Source organism: Mycoplana sp. MJR14, from assembly GCF_029210525.1.
Classification (GTDB): Bacteria; Pseudomonadota; Alphaproteobacteria; order Rhizobiales; family Rhizobiaceae; genus Mycoplana.
On sequence record NZ_JARGEO010000004.1, the window covers coordinates 53,264 to 72,513 of the forward strand.

Here is a 19,250-nt window from a genome sequence, read left to right on the forward strand (position 1 = left end):
CGACGACCGTGGCCGGCCGTCAACGGCTGCCGCGGCGGCGAAGCTGGTCGAAATAGACGATCACGATGATCAACAGGCCGGTGATGATGCGCTGCCAGAACGAATTGACGTTCAGCAGGTTCGCGCCGTTGTTGATCGTCGCCAGGATGAAGGCGCCGATCAGCGGGCCGTGCACCGACCCCACCGCGCCGAACAGGCTGGTGCCGCCGATCACCGAGGAAGCGATCGCCTGCAGCTCCCAGCCTTCGGCCTGGGTGGCGTTGCCGATGCCGATGCGCGAGGCGAGCAGGACGCCGACGAAGGCCGCGCAGGTGGCCGACAGGATATAGGCCATGTAGATCGTGCGGTTGACGCTGACGCCCGATAGCCGCGCCGCCTCGCTGTTGGAGCCGACGGCGAACAGATAGCGGCCCCAGCGGCTGAGGTGCAGGAACACGTAGGCCGGCACCGCCACCAGGATGACCATCCAAAACAGGCTCGGAATGCCGAGGAAATCGGCCCGGGCGAAGTTCGTGAAGGCTTCGTTGGTGATCGAGATCGTCGAGCCGTTGGTGATCAGCAGGCCGACGCCGCGCAGCGAGGTCAGGGTCGCCAGCGTGATGATGAACGGCGGAAGCCCCATGCGGACGATGCCGAAGCCGTGGAAGGCGCCGATGGCGACGCCCATCAGGAGCGTGATCGCAATCGCGATCCAGAGCGGCACTCCGGTCTGAAGCAGCCAGGCGAGGATGACGGTGGAGAAGCCGACGATTGCGCCGACGGAAAGGTCGATGCCAGCGGTGATGATGACGAAGGTCTGGCCGACGGCGAGGATCGCGGTCATCGCGCCCTGGCGCAACAGGTTCGAGATGTTCAGCGGCGTCCAGAAGCTCGCAGTGCCGATGCCGAGCGCGATCCAGAGCGCGAGCAGCAGGCCGATCAGCGTCAGACTGAAGAGGATGTTCATCCCGCGTCGCGGGGCGGCCGCCGGGCTCTCCGTTGTGGTGATGGTCATTCTTGCTCCTCCAGCTTCAATCTCAACTCTGGCTCAGACGCCGATCGCTTCGCCAAGCACGTCCTCATGGGTCGCCGCATGGAAATCGTGGCTGCCGACGAGCCTGCCGCCCCGGAAAACATGCAGCCTGTCGGCGAGCTCGTAGACTTCCGGCAGATAGGAGGAGATGAGGATGATACCGGCCCCCTCCTTCAACAGCTTGGCGAAGAGCCGATAGATTTCGGCCTTGGTGCCGACGTCGACGCCGACGGTCGGCTCGTCGAAGATGAACAGCTTGGCACCGTGGCTCAGCCACTTGGCGATGACGATCTTCTGCTGGTTGCCGCCGGACATGGACGACGCCGGCACGCGCCGGCTCGGCGTCTTGATGGCGAGGTCGCGGATCTGCCGGTCGGCGTTCGCCGCCTCCTCCGCCCGGCCGATGACGGGACCGCGGCTCAGCCGTCCGAAGACGGGCAGATTGATGTTCAGGCCGATCGGCAGGTTCAGGCAGAGACCCTGGTCGCGCCGGCTTTCCGGCGCAAGCGCGATGCCGAGGTCCATCGCCTCGCGCTCGTTGCGGATCTCCACCTTGCGGCCCATCCAGTGGATCTCGCCGGCCGAGAGCGGCTGGCGACCATAGAGGCCGAGCGCGAACTCGCTGCGGCCGGCGCCGATCAGCCCGTAGAGGCCGACGATCTCGCCGGCGCGCACTGTCAGCGATATGTCCTCGAAGCCCGGTCCGGACAGCCCCTTGGCCTCCAGGATCGGTGCACCGATCGGAATGTCTTCCTTGTGATAGATCTGCTCGATCGAGCGATTGATCATCAGCGCGATCAGCTCGTTTTCATTGGTGTCGCCAATGTCTCGCGTGCCGACATGGGTTCCGTCCCGCAGCACCGACACGCGGTCGGCGAGTTCGAACACCTCTTCCATGCGATGGCTGATATAGACGATCGTGACACCTTCGCTCTGCAGGCGGCGGATCAGCTTGAAGAGCTGTGCCGATTCCTGGCGCGTGAGGTAGGCGGTCGGTTCGTCGAAGATCAAGAACTGCGTACCGCGCATGGCGGCGCGGGCGGTGGCGACGAGCTGCTGCTGGCCGATGGTGAGCGAGCCGAGCGGCGCACCGGCCGGCAAATGGAAGCCGAGATCGTCGAGGACCGACTGGGCCATCCTTTCCATCTGCTTCTTGCGCATCAGGCCGTAGCGGTCGACCTCGTCGCCGAGGAACAGATTGGCGGCGACGGTCAGGTGCGGGCAGAGCACGACCTCCTGGTGCACGGCATTGATGCCGCGGGCGATCGCTTCATTGGGCGTGGAGAGGGCGACCGGGTGGCCGCACCAGAGAACTTCGCCGGCCGTGCGGGTGATGACGCCGGTCAGGAGCTTGATCAGCGTCGACTTGCCGGCCCCGTTCTCGCCGACGATCGCATGGATCTCGCCCGCGAGAAAGGTGATCGTCGCGGGCTTCAGCGCCTGGACATAGCCGTAGTTCTTCTGAAGGCCCTTCAATTCGAGGATCGGGGCGCCGGGCGGGACGCGGCTTCCTTCGGTCAGAAGGGCGCTGGCCTCGTCGTGGCGATGGGCAATCTCCTCCAGCCGGCTCATGGTGCTCTCCTCCTGCCTGCGGTCCTGTCGATCGCCCGGTGCAAGCGCCCGGGCGGCTCCGCGATCAAAGTCGCATGGCCGCGCCGGCGGAAAAGCCGGCGCGGTCGTTTCGGGTCAGTTGACCTTGGGGTTGATGAGCGCGTCGATCTTCGGCTCGCTCATGTTGGCCTTCGTCACCAGGTTGGCGCCGGTGTCGACGTTGGCCTCCACCTTCTCTCCCTTGGAGACCGCCAGTGCCGTCTTCACGCCGTCATAGCCCATGCGATAGGGGTCCTGGACGACGAGGCCGGCCAGTGCGCCGTCCTTGAGGAAGGCCAGCGTCTTGTCGTCGCTGTCGAAGCCGATGACCTTGATCTTGTCGCCGAGCTTGTTTTCGGAGATCGCCTGGCCGACGCCCTGCGCCATGATCAGGTTGGAGGCGAAGACGCCGACGAGGTTCGGGTTGGCGGTGATGAGGTCGGTCATGATGTTGAGGCCGGTGGTGGCCTGACCGTCCGCATACTTGTCGGCAATGACCTTCAGGCCCGGATACTTGGTCTTGACCTGGTCGAGGAAGCCCTCGCGGCGCTGCTCGAGCGAGCCGGCACCGGGCAGGCTGGTGATGATGGCGACCTCGCCCTCTTCCTTGCCGGTGGCCTCCTTGATGGCGGCGGCCAGACCGTCGGCGGCAATGCGGCCACCCTGGACGTTGTCCGTCGTCAGGAACGACGAGAAGGCCTTCGAATCCGCGCCCGAATCGATGCCGATGACCGGTACGGACTTGGCAGCCTCGTCGATCGGCTTGCCGAGCGCCTTGAACTCCGTCGGCGAGATGACGACGGCGGCCGGTTTGCCGGCGACGGCGTTCTCGAGAATGCTGATCTGGCCGTTGACGTCGGCCTCGGACTGGGCGCCGAGTTCCGGCACGTTCACGCCGAGATCCTTGCCGGCCGCACGCGCACCGGCAAGTACGATCTGCCAGTAGAACGAGGTGGTGTCCTTCACGATGATCGGGATCGTCACGTCCTGCGCGAAGGACGCGCCGGGCGCCATCGTCGCAAACACGGCCGCACCGGCCAGAGCGGTGAAGGCGCGTCGCGACAGAAGCTTCTTGGCAATGCTCATCAGGGTTCTCCTCTCAAGTGCGTTCTCCTCCAAAGAAACCGAACCGCTGAACGCATGCGGACGATTTTTATCGATAAAATACATTTATGCTTACAGGCGAGGCGGCAGTGCGGCTTGCAAGCCCGCTGCGGCCCAGGCCCTCACGCTCCTACGTGAAGTGCCCGCACGGCCCGCGATCGATTTCCTCCTTTGCAACGCCACCGGCCTCCACCGTGACATGCAGCACCCATAGTCTGGCGATGATCAATTGAAACAATAGTTCCGCCACACTGTCAACATGGAATATTCATTCCATTTTTCGCACCGTCCCCGCGCCCCTCACACCTTGAAGACCTCGTGCGGATGCAGGACGCCCTTCTTCAGAATGATGTTGCCGTAGAGCCGGAACTCGGTCGTGGCGACGATATAGGACGCCTTCCGCGTCATCTCGTAGAAGGCGAAGCGTTCGACCGACTGGACGGTGAAATCGCCGGCAAGCCGATTGACGATGTTCTGGAACTCGACGCAGACCGGCGGCACCGCCTCCGGGTCGCCGACGACCTGCATGCGCCAGGCGGCATCCGGCACGAACGTGTCGAGTGGCATGTGGGCGAGGACGGCCTCGGTCATGGCGATCGCGTCGACGCCATCGGCGCGGATGACCTTCGGCCCCATCGAATGGGCCGGAAAGTTTGCATCGACGATGGCGATGTCGTCCCCGTGTCCCATCGACTGCAGCGCGTGCAGGAGATCGGGACCGAGCAGGGGGTGAATGCCTTTCAACATGCGTATGCTCCTGAATATCGTTCAAATTCCGCCGGCAATCCTATTGCCGCACCGCCTCTGTTCCGAGCGGCGGGGCAATGAGGGTATGAGCATCGGCTTCCATGTAAAGGCCATCCGGGACGGCAATCCGGGTCAGTTCGGCGTTGCGGCGCAGGCTGGACGGCTTGGCGGTGCCCAGAAGCACCGAGGCGACCGCAGGATGACGCAAGGGAAACTGCATCGCCGCGGCGGCCAGCGGCACGCCGTTCAGGCTTGCCAGTTCCTCCAGGGCGCGCACCCGCGCTGCGACATCGTCGCTCGCCGGCATGTAGTCGAAATGGGCGCCCGGGACCGCGCCGGTCGCAAGAATGCCCGAGTTGAACACGCCGCCGACCACCAGCGAGGTCTTCCGTTCCTCGCAGATCGGGAGCAGTTCGGCGACCGCCGAGCGATCCAGAAGCGTGTAACGCCCGGCGAGCAGGATGCAATCGACCGGCGCGCGCTTCATGACCTCGAGGCAGACGGGCACCTCGTTCACCCCGAGGCCGTAGGCCCTGATGGTTCCGGACGCCTTCAGTTCCTCGAGCGCCTTGAGCCCCGAGTCCATCAGCGCCTTGAAATGCATGGCATTGCGCTCGGCGCCATGGGTATAGACGCCGATGTCGTGGACATAGAGGATGTCGATGCGGTTCAGGCCGAGCCGCGCATAGCTCAGTTCCAGCGAGCGCATGATGCCGTCGTAGCTGTAGTCGTAGCGCACATCGAAGGGCAGGGGATCGACGTAGCCGTAGTCCGTCGGCACTTTGTCGTCGTCCACCGGGAACATGATCCGCCCCACCTTGGTGGAGAGCACCCACTCGTCCTTCGGCTTTGCGCGAAGGAAGTCGCCCGTCACGCGCTCGGCGAGGCCGAAGCCGTACCAGGGCGCGGTATCGAAGTAGCGCATGCCCTCGTCCCACGCCGCCTCCAGCGTCGCGATCGCGGTATCGCGCGGGCAGGGGCGATAGAGGCCGCCGAGGGCGGCCGTGCCGAAGCTGTACTCGCCCACGGCAAGGCCCGTCGTGCCGATGGTCCGTGTCCGCATTGTTTCCTCCCGCCGCGCTTGCGCCTCACTCCCGGCCGCGCAGAACAATTCGACTTCTGTCTTTTATCTACAATAGACAGATCGGCGTCAATGGCTATTATGGACAGCAGGAGGACGACGATGGAGGGCCGGCCTGTCCTCACCTTAGGACAGGCAAACGAACGGCTGTCTCCACACTGGATAATTTTCCCGCTGCCGCCTAGACGAGCAGATCTCAACGCGATCGGTCGAAAGAGCCATGGCCAAGCAGAATACCGTGTTCAAGGATGCCTTCAATCGTTGCCTTGCGCTCCTCGAGACGAGCAGTGCGCTTGCGTCCGAGCCCGAGCTCGGCAGCCAGCTCGGCGTGAGCCGCACGACGATCCGGGCGATCCTGTCGCGCTTGGAGGAGATCGGGCTGATCGAATGGTCGAAGCGGCGCAAGGTCGTGCTTCGCAAGCCCGTGGCCGAAGACTACTTTCCGACCGAGGAAACCGATTCCTTGTCGGAGATCATCGAGCGCAGCTTCATGCGGCGGATCCTTGCCGGCGGTGCCGAACCGGGCATGCAGATCAACGAGCTGGAGCTTGCCCGCGAGATCGGCACCGGCACCACGAGCGTGCGGGAATTCCTCATCCGGTTCAGCCGTTTCGGGCTGATCGAGAAGCGCCCGAACAGCCACTGGGTGCTCAAGGGGTTCACGCCGGAGTTCGCGCTCGAGCTCACCGAGGTGCGCGAGATGTTCGAGCTGCGGTCGGCCGCCGCATTCGCGCATCTGCCCGACGGCCACCCCGCGTGGACGGAACTGGAGACGATCGCGGACCTCCACCGCGAGATTCTTGCCGACGTGGACAACCGGTACCGGGAATTCTCGGAGCTGGACGAGCGGTTCCACCTGCTCGTGCACAGGGCCTCGCGCAACCGGTTCATCATCGATTTCTACGACATCATCGCCATCGTCTTCCACTATCACTACCAGTGGAACAAGACGAATGCGCGCCAGCGGAATGCGCGGGCGATGGAAGAGCACCTCGCCTACATCGACGCGCTGAAATCGCGCGATCCCGCGCGGATCGAGGATGCCTGCCGCCGGCATCTGAAATCGGCCCGCGAGACGCTGCTGCAATCGATCAACTGAGCACGGGACATCCCGGAACCGGCGATCGAAGGGCCGGCGTCAGTAGCCGCCGCCCTTCTGGTCCGCATCGCCGGCCAGGCCGAGGAAGTTGCGGCGCAGGCCGTCGATCGATCTCACCAGGCAATTGACGTCGGTGCCGATCGCCATGAAATCCGCGCCCATCGCCCGGTACTCGTGCGCCTGGTCGATCGCCACCGTCATGATCCCGCGCGCCTTTCCGTGCCGGTGGATGCGGAGGAAGGCGTCGCGGATCGCGTCCTGAACCTCCGCGGCGGACGGCTGGCCGAGATAGCCCATGTCCGCCGCCAGATCGGAGGGCCCGATGAAGACGCCGTCGACACCCTCGACGGCGGCAATGTCGTCAAGGGCTGCGAGGCCGGCGCGGCTTTCCACCTGCACGAGCAGGCAGATCTCGTCATCGGCCGTGGCGAGATAGTCCGATATCCGGTTGAAATTGCTGGCGCGTCCGAGCCCGGCTCCGACGCCGCGCATGCCACGCGGCGGATAGCGCACGGCCCTGACCAGCGCCTGCGCCTGCTCAGCGGTCTCCACCATGGGGATCAGGAAGGTCTGTGCGCCGAGATCGAGCAGCTGCTTCAACAGCCAGGCCTCGCCCATCGGCGGCCGGACGATCGGGTGGCTTGCGCTGCCGCGCAGGGCGCCGAGCTGCGCCCCGATCAGCGGCATGTCGTTCGGCCCGTGCTCGCCGTCGATCAGCAGCCAGTCATAGCCGCTGCCGGCGGCGATCTCCGCCGCGTAGGCGCTGCCCAGCGCCACCCACAGGCCGAGCTGAAACGTCCCTTCACGCAGGGCAGCCTTGAACGGATTGCTTGGGGCGGGCATGGCGCAGATTCTCCTCGACAACGGCCAGGTCAACCGCCGGCCGAAGGCGGCCGGACGGCAGGGCAACGGGCATAGTTAGCCGATGCCGCCGAGGCAGACGTACTTCATCTCGGTGAACTCCTCGATGCCGTACTTCGACCCTTCCCGGCCGAGCCCCGACAGCTTGACGCCGCCGAACGGCGCTTCCGCCGTCGAGATGAGCCCGGTGTTGACCCCCACCATGCCGTATTCCAGCGCCTCGGCGACGCGGAAGACGCGCGCCAGGTCCTTGGCGTAGAAATAGGAGGCAAGGCCGAACTCGGTGTCGTTCGCCTGGGCAATCACATCCGCCTCGTCCTTGAAGCGGAAGACCGGCGCCACCGGACCGAAGGTCTCCTCGCGCGCCACCGCCATCGCCGAGGTCACGCCGGTGAGCACGGTCGCCTCATAGAAGGTGCCGCCGAGCGCATGGCGCTTGCCGCCCTGGATGACCTTGGCGCCCTTGCCGAGCGCATCGGACACATGCTCCTCGACCTTGGCGAGTGCCGCCTCGTCGATCAGCGGGCCGAGGATGACGCCCTCGTCGAAACCGTTCCCGGTCTTGAGCCGTCCGACGGCCGCGGCCAGTTTTTCGGAGAAGGCGTCATAGACGCCCTCCTGCGCATAGATGCGGTTGGCGCAGACGCAGGTCTGGCCGTTGTTTCGGAACTTCGCGATCAGCGCGCCTTCGACCGCCGCATCGAGATCGGCATCGTCGAAGACGATGAAGGGCGCGTTACCGCCGAGCTCGAGCCCCAGCTTCTTGATCGTCGGCGCGCTCTGCCGGTAGAGCTCGGCCCCGACCTCGGTGGAACCGGTGAAGGTGAGCTTGCGGACGACAGGATTGGCCGTCATCTCGGCGCCGATTTCCCGGGCCGAACCGGTCAGCACGCTGAACAGGCCGGCCGGCAGGCCGGCGCGTTCGGCAAGGACGGCGATCGCGATGGCGGAAAACGGGGTTTGCGAAGCCGGCTTCAGAACCATCGCGCAACCGGCGGCGAAGGCCGGACCGGCCTTGCGGGTGATCATCGCATTGGGGAAATTCCACGGCGTGATCGCGGCCACCACGCCGATCGGCTGCTTCATCACCAGGATGCGCTTGTCCTTCTGATGGCCGGGCACGATGTCGCCATAGAGACGGCGGCCTTCCTCGGCGAACCATTCGATGAAGCTCGCGCCATAGGCGATCTCTCCCTTGGCCTCGGCGAGCGGCTTGCCCTGCTCCATGGTCAGGATCCGGCCGAGATCGTCCTGGTTGGACATCATCAGCTCGAACCACTTGCGCAGGATCGTCGCGCGTTCCTTGGCCGTCCGCGCCGCCCATTCCTTCTGCGCCTTCTCGGCGGCCGCGATGGCCTCCTTTGTCTCGGCAGCCCCGAGTTTCGGCACGAAACCGATCCGTTCGCCGGTGGCCGGATTGTTCACGGCGATCGCCGTCGCAGGCTCGGCCTCGATCCAGCGCGTGCCGACGAGCGCCGCCTGGCGCAGGAGGGTTGGATCTTTGAGGCTCATGGCGCTGTCTCCCTGTTCAGTCTGAAACTCCCTGGGGTGTTTATAGGCCCTTTTCTGCCCGCTCCACAATGCACCAAGCCGTTGCGTGCGCGGTCGACATCGGCGACGCATCGGCGCATCCTGTGACCGTCAATGACAGCAATACTGGTGGTGGCATTCATGCATGAGATCAACGGCCGCACGGCCGATCACGACATTCATCCGGTCTTCCTCGAGCGCTGGTCGCCCCGCGCCTTCACCGGCGAGGCGATGCCGCAGGATGACCTGCTGGCCCTGTTCGAGGCGGCCCGGTGGGCGCCGTCGGCGAGCAACCGCCAGCCCTGGCGCTTCGTCTACGCCCATCGCGGCACCGAGGCTTTCCAGGCGATCCTGTCGACGTTGGACGAGGGCAACCGGCGCTGGACTCCCGATGCCGCGGTCCTGGCCGTCATCATTTCCAAGACCCACAATCGCACCGCTTCCGGTGAACTCCGCCCCGCCTACACGCATGCCTTCGATACCGGGGCGGCCTGGTGCGCGCTGGCGCTGCAGGCGACCTTCTCCGGCTATCATGTCCATGCGATGGCGGGGATCGATCGCGACAAGGCGATGATCGCCGCAGGCGTGCCGGAGGGCTACCGGGTCGAGGCCGGGCTCGCCATCGGCAAGATCGCAGCGAAGGATACGCTCCCCGACGACCTGAAGGCGCGTGAAGTCCCGAGCCAGCGTCACTCCGTCGAGGTCTTTGCCTTCGAAGGCAGCTTCAAGCCGGACTGACGGGCGGCCTGCCCGGTGGTATCGGCGATTGAAAAACCCCGCGCTTGATGGCGCGGGGCAATCACTTCTTATCCGGATTCAGACGCGACCCGAGGACCCCTGCAAGGGCGTCAGATGTCGAGGTTGGCGACGCTCAGCGCATTGTCCTGGATGAATTCCCGGCGCGGCTCCACCTCGTCGCCCATCAGGCGCGAGAACAGCCCGTCGGCGTCGGTGGCATCGGAGACGCGGACCTGCAGCAGCGAGCGGACGTTCGGATCGAGCGTCGTCTCCCAGAGCTGTTCGGCATTCATCTCGCCGAGCCCCTTGTAGCGCTGCAGCGACAGGCCCTTGCGGCCGGAGGCGAAGACGGCATCGAGCAGGGCGCGCGGTCCGCTGATCTCGGTTTCCAGGTCCTTGCGCTTCAGCTTGGGCGGAATGGCGTAGATGTCCTTCAGCCGCACGGCCAGCTGGTCGATATGGCGGGCATCGGACGAGCCGATCAGCGCCATGTCGAGATGGGCGAATTCCTTCACGCCGCGCACGGTGCGTTCGAACTTCAGCCCGCCATCGGACGCAACGGCGCCGGTCCAGCCGCGCTCGGTCTCCTCGGCGATCAGGTCCAGCCGCCGCGCGACCTCATCGGCCATCTCGGCATAGGCGTCGCGATTGTGGCTGAGCTCGAGGTTGAGCGCGCCGCAGATCGCCGCCTGCTCGACGATGGCGCGGTTGTAGCGCGAATGCAGGCCGTCCAGCAGCGCACGCAGGCGCAATGCGTCCTGGATCACCTCGCTGATGTCCTGGCCGGCGCGCACCTCGCCGGAACCCAGCTCCAGCGTCGCTTCATCGAGACCGGCGTTGATCAGGTAGTCGTCGAGCGCCTTCTCGTCCTTGAGATACTGTCCCGACTTGCCGCGCGCGACCTTATAGAGCGGCGGCTGGGCGATATAGAGATGGCCGCGCTCGATCAGTTCCGGCATCTGACGGAAGAAGAAGGTCAGGAGCAGCGTACGGATGTGGGCGCCGTCGACGTCGGCATCCGTCATGATGATGATCTTGTGATAGCGCAGCTTTTCGGGATTGAACTCGTCCTTGCCGATCGAGGTGCCGAGCGCGGTGATCAGCGTGCCGATCTCCTGGCTGGAGAGCATCTTGTCGAAGCGGGCGCGCTCCACGTTGAGGATCTTGCCGCGCAGCGGCAGGATCGCCTGGTTCTCGCGGGACCGGCCCTGCTTGGCCGAACCGCCCGCCGAATCGCCTTCCACCAGGAAGAGCTCGGACTTGGCCGGATCGCGTTCCGAGCAGTCGGCGAGCTTGCCGGGCAGCGAGGAGATATCGAGCGCGCCCTTCCTACGGGTCAGCTCGCGCGCCTTGCGGGCGGCCTCGCGGGCCGCTGCCGCTTCCACGACCTTGCCGACCAGCACCTTCGCATCAGAAGGATGCTCCTCGAGCCAGTGGCTCAGGGCCTCGTTGACGAGGCTTTCGACTACCGGGCGGACCTCGGAGGAGACGAGCTTGTCCTTGGTCTGCGAGGAGAATTTCGGATCCGGCACCTTGACCGACAGCACGGCCGTCAGGCCTTCGCGGCAGTCGTCACCGGTCAGCGTCACCTTTTCCTTCTTCAGGATGCCGGAACTCTCCGCATAGGAGACGACCTGGCGGGTCAGTGCGCCGCGGAAGCCCGCGAGGTGGGTGCCGCCGTCGCGCTGGGGAATGTTGTTGGTGAAGCAGAGCACGTTCTCGTGGTAGCTGTCGTTCCACCACATCGCCACCTCGACGGTGATGCCGTCCCGTTCGCCGCGGATGGAAACCGGCTTGGCGACGAGCGGCTTCTTGGCGCGGTCGAGATAGTTGACGAAGGCCTCGAGGCCCCCGTCGTACATCATCTCGTCCTGCTTGACATCGGAATGACGTCGGTCGGTCAGAAGAATGCGGACGCCGGAGTTCAGGAACGCGAGCTCACGCAGGCGGTGTTCGAGCGTGGCGTAGACGAACTCGATATTGGTGAAGGTCTCCGGGCTCGGCAGGAACGTCACCTCGGTGCCGGTCTCGCTGCCGCAGTCGCCGGTCACGGTCAGCGGACCGTCGGCGACGCCATGGGTGAAGCTCATCTCGTGGATGCGGCCGCCGCGGCGGATCTTGAGCCTCAGCATCACCGACAGGGCGTTGACGACCGAGACGCCGACGCCGTGAAGGCCGCCGGACACCTTGTAGGAGTTCTGGTCGAACTTACCGCCGGCGTGCAGCTGGGTCATGATGACCTCGGCGGCGGACACGCCTTCCTCCTTGTGGATGTCGGTGGGGATGCCGCGGCCGTTGTCGGTCACCGTCACCGAACCGTCCGCGTTAAGCGTGACGGTGACGATGTCCGCATGCCCGGCCAGCGCCTCGTCGATGGCGTTGTCTACGACCTCGTAGACCATGTGGTGAAGGCCCGAGCCGTCGTCGGTGTCGCCGATATACATGCCCGGGCGCTTGCGTACCGCATCAAGGCCCTTGAGCACCTTGATGGAATCTGCGCCATACTCGGCCGGGCCGTTTTCGGTCTCGGGTGTATCAGTCATAGGGGATGTCTTTCCAGCGTACCTGAGGACATGGGAACCGGCGAATCACCGACCTTCCAGACCCGTGAATATAGGGATTCAGGCCCGGTTTTCCAAACGATGTGGCCGGCAATAGCGGCAGAAATCAGGGGATCACGTCGATTTAGCGCGCGAATTGCAAGCCTTTTCGAGAATGCCGGCGAGCCGCCTGATCGTCGCCGGCGGCAGATTGCAGATTTCGGCGGAAAGGCGGTTGGCGAAGGCGGTGTATTCCGGCGGCAGGCCCGCGGTGTCGACCGTGATGCGGGGATCGGAAATCCGCGCGATCCGGAACAGTTCCTCCGCCTCGTCCCAGATGATGTTGAAGTAGCCTGCGACCCTTTGCAGGAAGTCAAAGCTCGGTGTGCCGCGGCGGCCGTGCTCGAGGGCGGAGAGATAGGCCGGCGACACGCCGAGTGCGGCTGCCATCTCCTTCTGGGAGACGCCCTTTCGCGACCGGAGGTGGCGCACGGCCATGCCGAACGGTGTGGTCATTCGCGCTCTCCCTTCACCCGTGCCAGCCGGACGTAGAGCGCGCCCTCCCCGCCATGGTTGCGGGCGGCAGGCTCGTAGGACGATATCAGCGGACGGAACTCCGGCAGCGAGAACCACAGCGGAACGGCGCGCTTCAGCGCCCCGTCACTGCCGATGGAGGCGCCCTTGCCGGTGATCACCAGAACGTGACGCAGACCGCGCATGTGCGCCTGCATCAGGAAGCCCAACAGGAACCCGTGCGCCTCGCTCTGGATCATGCCGTGCAGGTCGATGCGTGCCTCCAGCGCCAGGTGACCCTTCGCCAGCTTGCGTTTGACCGGCCGCTCGAGCGGATAGTGCCGCCTTTCGCCTTCGCCTGCGTTCGTTATCCGGATTCCCGACTCATCCGACTTGGACTTCGCCTTCGCAGATTTTTCGGCAGCCGGCGAAGCGGGCGCCTCGGTCGGCTGCAGAACCGCCTCCAGCGTCTCCAGATCCTGCATGCGACCGGGCAAGGGTGTCGTACTCCTCGCCACCTTGCCCCAGAGGATCCGGTCTTCGGCGCTGAGCGGCTTATCCCTGGCCATGGCCAAATCTCGCGGCAATCGACCTCGGGACAAAGACGTAGAAATCCGCCGTGTTGCGGACATTGCCGGCCAGCGCGCCGGCGCCGTCACCCGATCCGGTGAAGATATCGCCCCGCGCGGGCCCGACGATCGCCGAGCCGGTGTCGAGCGCCAGCATGGTCCGGGCGAAGGGCTTGCCGCCGTCCATGTGCGTCAGGCTCTCGCTGCGGATGAAGAACGGGGTTGCGAAGGTGTGGATCAACCGGTCGACCGCGAGCGAGCGTCCGGCAACGAGCGGCACCTTGGCGGCGGCGACCGGACCGAGATGCAGATCCTCCACCGGCGCGTCGCGGAAGAAGATGAACGACCGGTTGTGCCAGAGCACGTCGTCCACCTGCTCAGGATGGCGGGCGAGCCACGCCCTGATCGAGGCCATCGACACGGTTGCGGCATCGATTTCGCCGCGCTCGATCAGCAGCTTGCCGATCGGCGAGAAGCGATGGCCGGTCTTGGCGGCATAGGTGATGCGGCGGACCGTTCCATCGGGATAGAGCAGGCGCGCCGCCCCCTGGATGTGGACGAAAAAGACATCCACCTTCGAGCGCGCATAGGCGATCTCGAGCCCACGGCCGGCAAGCAGGCCCTGCTCGATCGCCCTGCGATCGGGATATTCCTCGATCCGACCGTCCCGCAGGCGCCCGAAGGCAAAATAGGGGTCCAGTCCAGGCGGACGGTTGCCATCGTCGACATCAACCAGGTCGTCCGGGCGCCGGTAGAAGGGAAAACGGAAGACCGCATCCGGTTCGGCCCGGACGTCCACTTCCGGCTCATAGTAGGCGGTGACGAACCCCCGCTCTCCATCGGGCCTCTCGATCCGGAAGGGCTGGAACCATTGCTCGAAATAGGCCCGTGCCTGCGCAGCATCCAACGGCGATGCGGCCGCTGCCGCGGAAAGCGCCGGCAACAGCTCCTCCGCAGTGATCCCGATGGCGCCTGTGCGATAGGGCTTGCTCTGCGCGATATGGTCGCGACAGCGCGCCATCGCCGTCAGAAGCGCCGACGGGTCGTCTTCCGCCCACCCGGGCAGATCAGAGAAGGCGACCGGTTTCAGCCCGAATTCCATGATCGCGCCGATCAGCCTTCGGATTCGGTGGCGATCAGCTTCCAGTTCGGATCGCGCGAGCGGATGTCGCGGGCGAAGGTCCATAGGTCGTTGACCTCGGCCACCGTGTCGGCATCGCCGTCGATCAGCTTGCCCGCCTTGTCATAGGTCGCCGAGATCAGCTGGCTGATCACCCGGACCGTGACGTTGACCTCGTTGTCCTTGACTTCGGCCGATACGATGTCCGCCTTCTCGATGCCGACAAAATTGGATTTGACCACCTCGCCCTTGGCTTCGCGGTCGGCGATGGCGGCGTCGAAGCCTTCGTAGACTTCGCGCGACAGCAAGTTCTTCAACGTCTTGCGGTCGCCATCGGCGAAGGCGACGACGATCATCTCGTAGGCGAGCTTGGCGCCGTTGATGAATTCCTTCGGGTTGAACGACGGATCGCCGTCCACCAGGCGGCGGAGCGATTCATTGAGCGGCGTGCCGGCGGGCGCAAAGGCATCGACGCCGGCATAGGCGCCCTCCTCGCCCTCCGTCCCGTCCCGCCGCGGCAGCGTGACGACCTTGCCGCGCTCGGGAGCGGCGGCCTGATCGGCGGAGTCGCGCCGCGAATAGGGGTCGAACGGCGGTTTCTCATTCCCCGTACGGCGGCCGAGTACATTGCGCAGTTGCAGGAATATCACCACTGCCGCCACGAGGAAGAAAATCGTCACAAAGTCGAATGAGCCCATATCGATCCGGAACCGCCGTTCATCTTTTCTGAGTTGCCCCCCATATAATCCGCAAAACTCCATTCTTCAAACCGAAGCCGACGGCGATCGTACGAATAAGCATCACTTCACCTTGACCGACACCGGCCATGCGGGGACAAAGGCGGCTGAGGACACGCGGCACAGGAGACCAGGCGAGAGAACATGATACGATCAATCATTGCCATCCTGCTGCTTTTCCTTCCCCTTCTCGAGATCGCGGGGTTCGTGTTCGTCGGGGGACGCATCGGCATCGCCTATACGCTTCTCCTGGTCGTCTGCTCGGTCCTCGCCGGCGTGGCCATTCTGCGGCACCAGGGATTTCAGGCACTGACCAGGCTGCGGCAGCGCGATCTGCCGCGCGACATGCCGGCCGAGCGCTTCTTCGACACCGCATTCGTGCTGCTCGCCGGCCTACTCCTGATTGTCCCGGGCTTCGTCAGCGATGCGATCGCGCTCCTTCTGCTCGTGCCCTTCGTTCGACACATCCTCGCCAGGCGGCTTGCCTCCCGCGTGGTCGTGGTCAATGTCGATGCCGGCGCGCAGCCGCGCGATCCGGGTCCCGCAAAACCGAGGACAATCGACCTCGATTCGGACGACTACCGGCGCGACGAGCCGCAATGACTGCTTCGCGGCACGCCGGGCCGTAGGGTTGTAAGCCCTCCGGCGAAGTGCTAGATGGCTGCCACGATTTATCTCCCCGAGGAAAGACCCATGGCAACCGACAATGCATCCGCCAACAGCGCGGCGAGCCCGTCCATCAATATCCTGGCGCAGTATGTGAAGGATCTTTCCTTTGAAAACCCGGGCGCCCCGCGCTCGCTGCAGGCGCGCGACAAGGCTCCCTCGATCAATATCAATGTCAACGTGAACGCCAACCCGCTCTCGGAGACCGAGTTCGACGTGGTGCTCTCGCTGAACGCCGAGGCGAAGGACGACAGCAAGGTCCTGTTCAACGCCGAGCTCGCCTATGGCGGCGTGTTCCGGATCGCCGGCTTCCCGCAGGAGCATATGCTGCCGGTGCTGTTCATCGAATGCCCGCGGCTGCTGTTCCCGTTCGCCCGCCAGATCATTGCCGACGCCACCCGCAACGGCGGTTTCCCGCCGCTGATGATCGACCCGATCGATTTTGCGCAGATGTTCCAGCAGCGCATGGCCGAAGAGCAGCTGAAGGCCAAGGTCGCCAGCAACACGAACTGACGGGTCCGTTCGATCCAGTCGAAAACGCCCGGCACAGCCGGGCGTTTTGCTTTAGGGCTACTCCGGGTCGCTCGAAGGCTGCTGGAATTTCAACCAGATCGCCTTGTCGCCCATCTTCGCGACCATGGCCGCATGCGCCGCCAGGTCCGCTTCGCTGATGCGACCCGGTAGCGGGTGCGGACGCTGGGCGATCGGCAGGACGATCTCCTCGCCGTCCGCCTGATCGAGGCGCTCCCGCTGTTCGGCTACCGCCAGGCCGAGCGCAGCCTGGCGACCGCCGATCATCTCTATATACACTTCGGCGAGAAGCTCGGAGTCGAGAAGGGCGCCGTGCTTGCTGCGATGGGAGTTGTCGATCCCATAGCGCCGGCAGAGCGCATCGAGAGAGTTCGGACCCATCGGATGCTTGCGGCGCGCCAGTGCCAGCGTATCCGTCACGCGGTCGCCCGGCACCGGCGGAATGCCCAGTCGCTCGAATTCCGCGTTGATGAAGCCCATGTCGAAGGTGGCATTGTGTGCGACCCACCGCGCATCGCCGAAGAAAGACTGCAGTTCGGCAACGATCTCGGAGAAGACCGGCTTGTCCTTCAGGAACTCGTCGGTGATGCCGTGGATCGCAAGCGCATCGGGATGCACCTTCCTGTCGCCCGGATTGATATAGACGTGGAAGGTTCGGCCGGTAGGAAAATGGTTGTCGAGCTCGACGCCGCCGATTTCGATGACCCGATCGGCGCGGTTGTCCAGGCCGGTCGTTTCCGTATCGAAAATGATCTCACGCATCGGCGTCCGTTTCCCTCTTCAAGATGTCGATGACGAGTTTCACCTGTTCGCGCGCGTCTGCAAGGCCGTTGTCGGTCCTGACCACAAAATCCGCACGCTCCCGCTTCTGCGCATCCGGCATTTGCCGTGCCATCAGCATCGAAAACTTTTCCTCGGTCATTCCGGGGCGTTCGAACACGCGCCGCCGCTGCAGTTCGGGTTCGCAGGTCACGACCAGCACTTTGTCGACACGCCGGTCGGCGCCGGTCTCGAACAGAAGCGGGATATCGAGCACGACGAGCGGTGCCCCCGCCGCCCTTTGCTTCGACAGGAAGGCTTCTTCCTTGCGGCGAACCAGCGGGTGGATAACGGACTCAAGCTCGCGAAAGCCGTCCGGCCTCGCCGCCAGCTCGGCCGCCAGAGCCTTGCGGTCGACGACACCGTCGTTGATCGCCCCCGGAAAAGCCTCGCCGACCGGGCCGACCGCCTCGCCGCGATAGAGTTCGTGCACCGTCGCGTCGGAATCGTGCACCGGCACGCCCAGCTCGCGGAACATGCCGGCCGTTGTCGACTTGCCCGTACCCATCGAGCCGGTCAGACCGAGGACGATCATCCATGATCCTCCATGTCGTCGATGATGCGCCGGCGCAGGGCTTCATCGACCGCAGGCCGTACGCCGAACCATTTTTCGAAGCCGGGTGCTGCCTGATGCAGCAGCATGCCGAGCCCGTCGACCGTCTTCAGGCCGTGACGTTCCGCCTGCGCCAGGAAGGGCGTCTTTAACGGGACGTAGACGATGTCGGTCACGATCGCGCCATCCGCCAGGCGATCGAAGGCGATCTCGGGAGCGGGCTGGCCATCCATCCCGAGCGAGGTCGTGTTGACGAAGAGTTCGGCGCCGCTCATCACTTCGGCCAGGGCCTCGATGGGATGGGGGTGCAGCGCACCGCCGAACCAATCGGCGAGTTCGCGGGCTCGGCCGACGGTGCGATTGACGACATGGATCTCACGGATGCCGCGGTCGCGCAGCGCCTGGAGCACCGCCCGGCTGGCACCGCCGGCACCCAGCACGACGGCCCGGTCGATGCGATCCCAACCGGGCGCCCGTTCGTCGAGATTGGCGACGAAACCATAGCCATCGGTGTTGGTGGCGCAAACCTGGCCGTCCTCCAGCCACACGGTGTTGCAGGCGCCGAGCTCGGCGCTGCGCGCGTCCGGGCGATCCGCCAGGCGGAATGCCGCCTCCTTGTGCGGGATCGTCACGTTGCCGCCGACGAATTCGCCGCTCTTCAGGCCGGAGAAGAATGCACCGAAAGCCTCCGGCGCGACGTCGAGCCTCGTATAGCTTCCGGCAATTCCGAGCTTTTCCAGCCAGTATCCGTGGATCAGCGGCGAGCGGGAATGGTTGATCGGGTGGCCGACGACGAAGGCTCTGTTAACCAATGTTTCACGTGAATCACGCATCGATCGCTCCCATCTCTCGCAGCTGTGCAAGCAGCGGCAGCATCGGCAGACCGATGATCGTGAAGTAGTCGCCGTCTATGGCCTCGAAGAGCTGGATCCCCTCGCCTTCCAACTGATAGGCCCCGACACTGCCCAGCACCCGGTCACCCACCCGCGCCAGATGCCGATCGATGAAGGCCGCCGACAGCGGTCGCATGGTGAGCCGCGCCGTCGACACGTGCCGCCACCGCACCTCACCGTCTGCGACGATGACCACGGCGCTGTTCAGCGCATGCGTCTTGCCCGAAAGCGCGGTGAGATGCGCCTTTGCCGCCTCGAGGTCGGCGGGCTTGTGAAAGATGCGCGCGCCGAGCGACAGGGTCTGATCGGATCCGATCACGAGGCAGTCCGGATTGGCCGCGCTGACCGCCTGCGCCTTCGCCTCGGCCAGGTGCAGGGCGGTATCCGACGGCGACGGCGACAGGCACTCGAGTTCGGCCTCGATCGCCCGTTCGTCGATATCCGCGGCAATCGCCCGGAACGTGAGGCCGGCATGTTCCATCAGCGTGCGGCGGAACGGGCTCTGGGATGCGAGGATAAGACGTCTGGTCATGGGGCGGTCCCGGTT

General features: G+C 65.0%; 20 protein-coding genes. 4 read left to right on the top strand and 16 right to left on the bottom strand.

Going from position 1 to position 19,250, the window contains the following annotated elements:
* Positions 1-19 precede the first annotated feature (19 nt).
* The 5 genes from P0086_RS10955 to P0086_RS10975 form a co-directional block, all read right to left on the bottom strand.
* Entirely contained in the window at positions 20-994 is a 975-nt protein-coding gene (locus P0086_RS10955) for an ABC transporter permease (RefSeq protein ID WP_112596898.1), read from the bottom strand.
* Positions 995-1,027: 33 nt separating this feature from the next.
* Positions 1,028-2,584, bottom strand: coding sequence for a sugar ABC transporter ATP-binding protein (locus P0086_RS10960; RefSeq protein WP_112596897.1), 1,557 nt, complete (start codon positions 2,582-2,584; stop codon positions 1,028-1,030).
* A 114-nt stretch (positions 2,585-2,698) separates the two neighbouring features.
* The gene (locus P0086_RS10965; RefSeq protein WP_112596895.1) at positions 2,699-3,688 is read right to left on the bottom strand and encodes an ABC transporter substrate-binding protein; all 990 of its coding nucleotides are present in this window, start codon (positions 3,686-3,688) and stop codon (positions 2,699-2,701) included.
* A gap of 318 nt (positions 3,689-4,006) precedes the next feature.
* Complete coding sequence (locus P0086_RS10970; protein ID WP_148188898.1) at positions 4,007-4,453, bottom strand: RbsD/FucU domain-containing protein; 447 nt, start codon at positions 4,451-4,453, stop codon at positions 4,007-4,009.
* Positions 4,454-4,493: 40 nt separating this feature from the next.
* On the bottom strand, positions 4,494-5,516 hold the full coding sequence (locus P0086_RS10975) for an aldo/keto reductase (RefSeq protein WP_275785379.1): 1,023 nt from the start codon (positions 5,514-5,516) through the stop codon (positions 4,494-4,496).
* Between the two features lie 238 nt (positions 5,517-5,754).
* Here P0086_RS10975 and P0086_RS10980 point away from each other — a divergent pair, with 238 nt between their 5' ends.
* Positions 5,755-6,633 carry a GntR family transcriptional regulator gene (locus tag P0086_RS10980; RefSeq protein ID WP_275785381.1) on the top strand — a complete coding sequence of 293 codons (879 nt, stop codon included), beginning with the start codon at positions 5,755-5,757 and terminating at the stop codon, positions 6,631-6,633.
* A gap of 39 nt (positions 6,634-6,672) precedes the next feature.
* On the opposite strand, the gene P0086_RS10985 is transcribed toward P0086_RS10980, so the two are convergent.
* A complete protein-coding gene (locus tag P0086_RS10985) occupies positions 6,673-7,476 on the bottom strand; it encodes an HpcH/HpaI aldolase/citrate lyase family protein (protein WP_275785383.1) in 804 nt (267 codons plus the stop codon).
* Positions 7,477-7,551: 75 nt separating this feature from the next.
* Positions 7,552-9,006: an NADP-dependent succinate-semialdehyde dehydrogenase gene (gene gabD / locus P0086_RS10990; RefSeq protein ID WP_148177981.1), complete on the bottom strand. Its 1,455-nt coding sequence runs from the start codon at positions 9,004-9,006 to the stop codon at positions 7,552-7,554.
* Positions 9,007-9,165: 159 nt separating this feature from the next.
* Between gabD and P0086_RS10995 the strand changes: the two genes are divergently transcribed.
* Positions 9,166-9,762, top strand: coding sequence for a nitroreductase family protein (locus P0086_RS10995; RefSeq protein ID WP_275785386.1), 597 nt, complete (start codon positions 9,166-9,168; stop codon positions 9,760-9,762).
* 110 nt (positions 9,763-9,872) lie between these two features.
* Here the strand turns inward: P0086_RS10995 and gyrB are convergent, their stop codons facing one another.
* The 5 genes from gyrB to P0086_RS11020 all read right to left on the bottom strand — a co-directional run bounded on the left by gyrB (position 9,873) and on the right by P0086_RS11020 (position 15,202).
* Positions 9,873-12,305, bottom strand: coding sequence for a DNA topoisomerase (ATP-hydrolyzing) subunit B (gene gyrB, locus P0086_RS11000; protein ID WP_112596884.1), 2,433 nt, complete (start codon positions 12,303-12,305; stop codon positions 9,873-9,875).
* Positions 12,306-12,437: 132 nt separating this feature from the next.
* On the bottom strand, positions 12,438-12,818 hold the full coding sequence (locus tag P0086_RS11005) for a helix-turn-helix domain-containing protein (RefSeq protein WP_275785388.1): 381 nt from the start codon (positions 12,816-12,818) through the stop codon (positions 12,438-12,440).
* The gene (locus P0086_RS11010) at positions 12,815-13,384 is read right to left on the bottom strand and encodes a Smr/MutS family protein (RefSeq protein ID WP_275785390.1); all 570 of its coding nucleotides are present in this window, start codon (positions 13,382-13,384) and stop codon (positions 12,815-12,817) included. Before P0086_RS11010 ends, P0086_RS11005 begins: the two co-directional genes overlap by 4 nt.
* Positions 13,371-14,486 carry a murein transglycosylase A gene (locus tag P0086_RS11015; RefSeq protein ID WP_275785392.1) on the bottom strand — a complete coding sequence of 372 codons (1,116 nt, stop codon included), beginning with the start codon at positions 14,484-14,486 and terminating at the stop codon, positions 13,371-13,373. The genes P0086_RS11010 and P0086_RS11015 overlap by 14 nt, the downstream gene beginning before the upstream one ends.
* Positions 14,487-14,497: 11 nt before the next feature.
* The gene (locus tag P0086_RS11020) at positions 14,498-15,202 is read right to left on the bottom strand and encodes a Tim44/TimA family putative adaptor protein (RefSeq protein WP_112596878.1); all 705 of its coding nucleotides are present in this window, start codon (positions 15,200-15,202) and stop codon (positions 14,498-14,500) included.
* Positions 15,203-15,385: 183 nt separating this feature from the next.
* On the opposite strand from P0086_RS11020, the gene P0086_RS11025 reads away from it, so the two are divergent.
* Positions 15,386-15,844 (top strand): FxsA family protein, encoded by a 459-nt coding sequence (locus P0086_RS11025; protein ID WP_275785394.1) that lies wholly within the window; start codon positions 15,386-15,388, stop codon positions 15,842-15,844.
* Positions 15,845-15,934: 90 nt separating this feature from the next.
* Entirely contained in the window at positions 15,935-16,420 is a 486-nt protein-coding gene (secB, locus tag P0086_RS11030) for a protein-export chaperone SecB (protein ID WP_112596875.1), read from the top strand.
* A 57-nt stretch (positions 16,421-16,477) separates the two neighbouring features.
* Here secB and dnaQ read toward each other — a convergent pair whose 3' ends face one another.
* From dnaQ to P0086_RS11050, 4 genes are read right to left on the bottom strand one after another with little or no spacing between them, the layout of a single operon-like run.
* Positions 16,478-17,200, bottom strand: a complete 723-nt coding sequence (dnaQ, locus tag P0086_RS11035) for a DNA polymerase III subunit epsilon (RefSeq protein ID WP_148651697.1) — start codon at positions 17,198-17,200, stop codon at positions 16,478-16,480.
* Positions 17,193-17,792 carry a dephospho-CoA kinase gene (coaE, locus tag P0086_RS11040; protein ID WP_275785397.1) on the bottom strand — a complete coding sequence of 200 codons (600 nt, stop codon included), beginning with the start codon at positions 17,790-17,792 and terminating at the stop codon, positions 17,193-17,195. The genes dnaQ and coaE overlap by 8 nt, the downstream gene beginning before the upstream one ends.
* Positions 17,789-18,643: a shikimate dehydrogenase gene (locus P0086_RS11045; RefSeq protein WP_275785399.1), complete on the bottom strand. Its 855-nt coding sequence runs from the start codon at positions 18,641-18,643 to the stop codon at positions 17,789-17,791. Before P0086_RS11045 ends, coaE begins: the two co-directional genes overlap by 4 nt.
* Positions 18,636-19,235 carry a Maf-like protein gene (locus P0086_RS11050; protein WP_275785401.1) on the bottom strand — a complete coding sequence of 200 codons (600 nt, stop codon included), beginning with the start codon at positions 19,233-19,235 and terminating at the stop codon, positions 18,636-18,638. Before P0086_RS11050 ends, P0086_RS11045 begins: the two co-directional genes overlap by 8 nt.
* Positions 19,236-19,250: the final 15 nt, after the last annotated feature.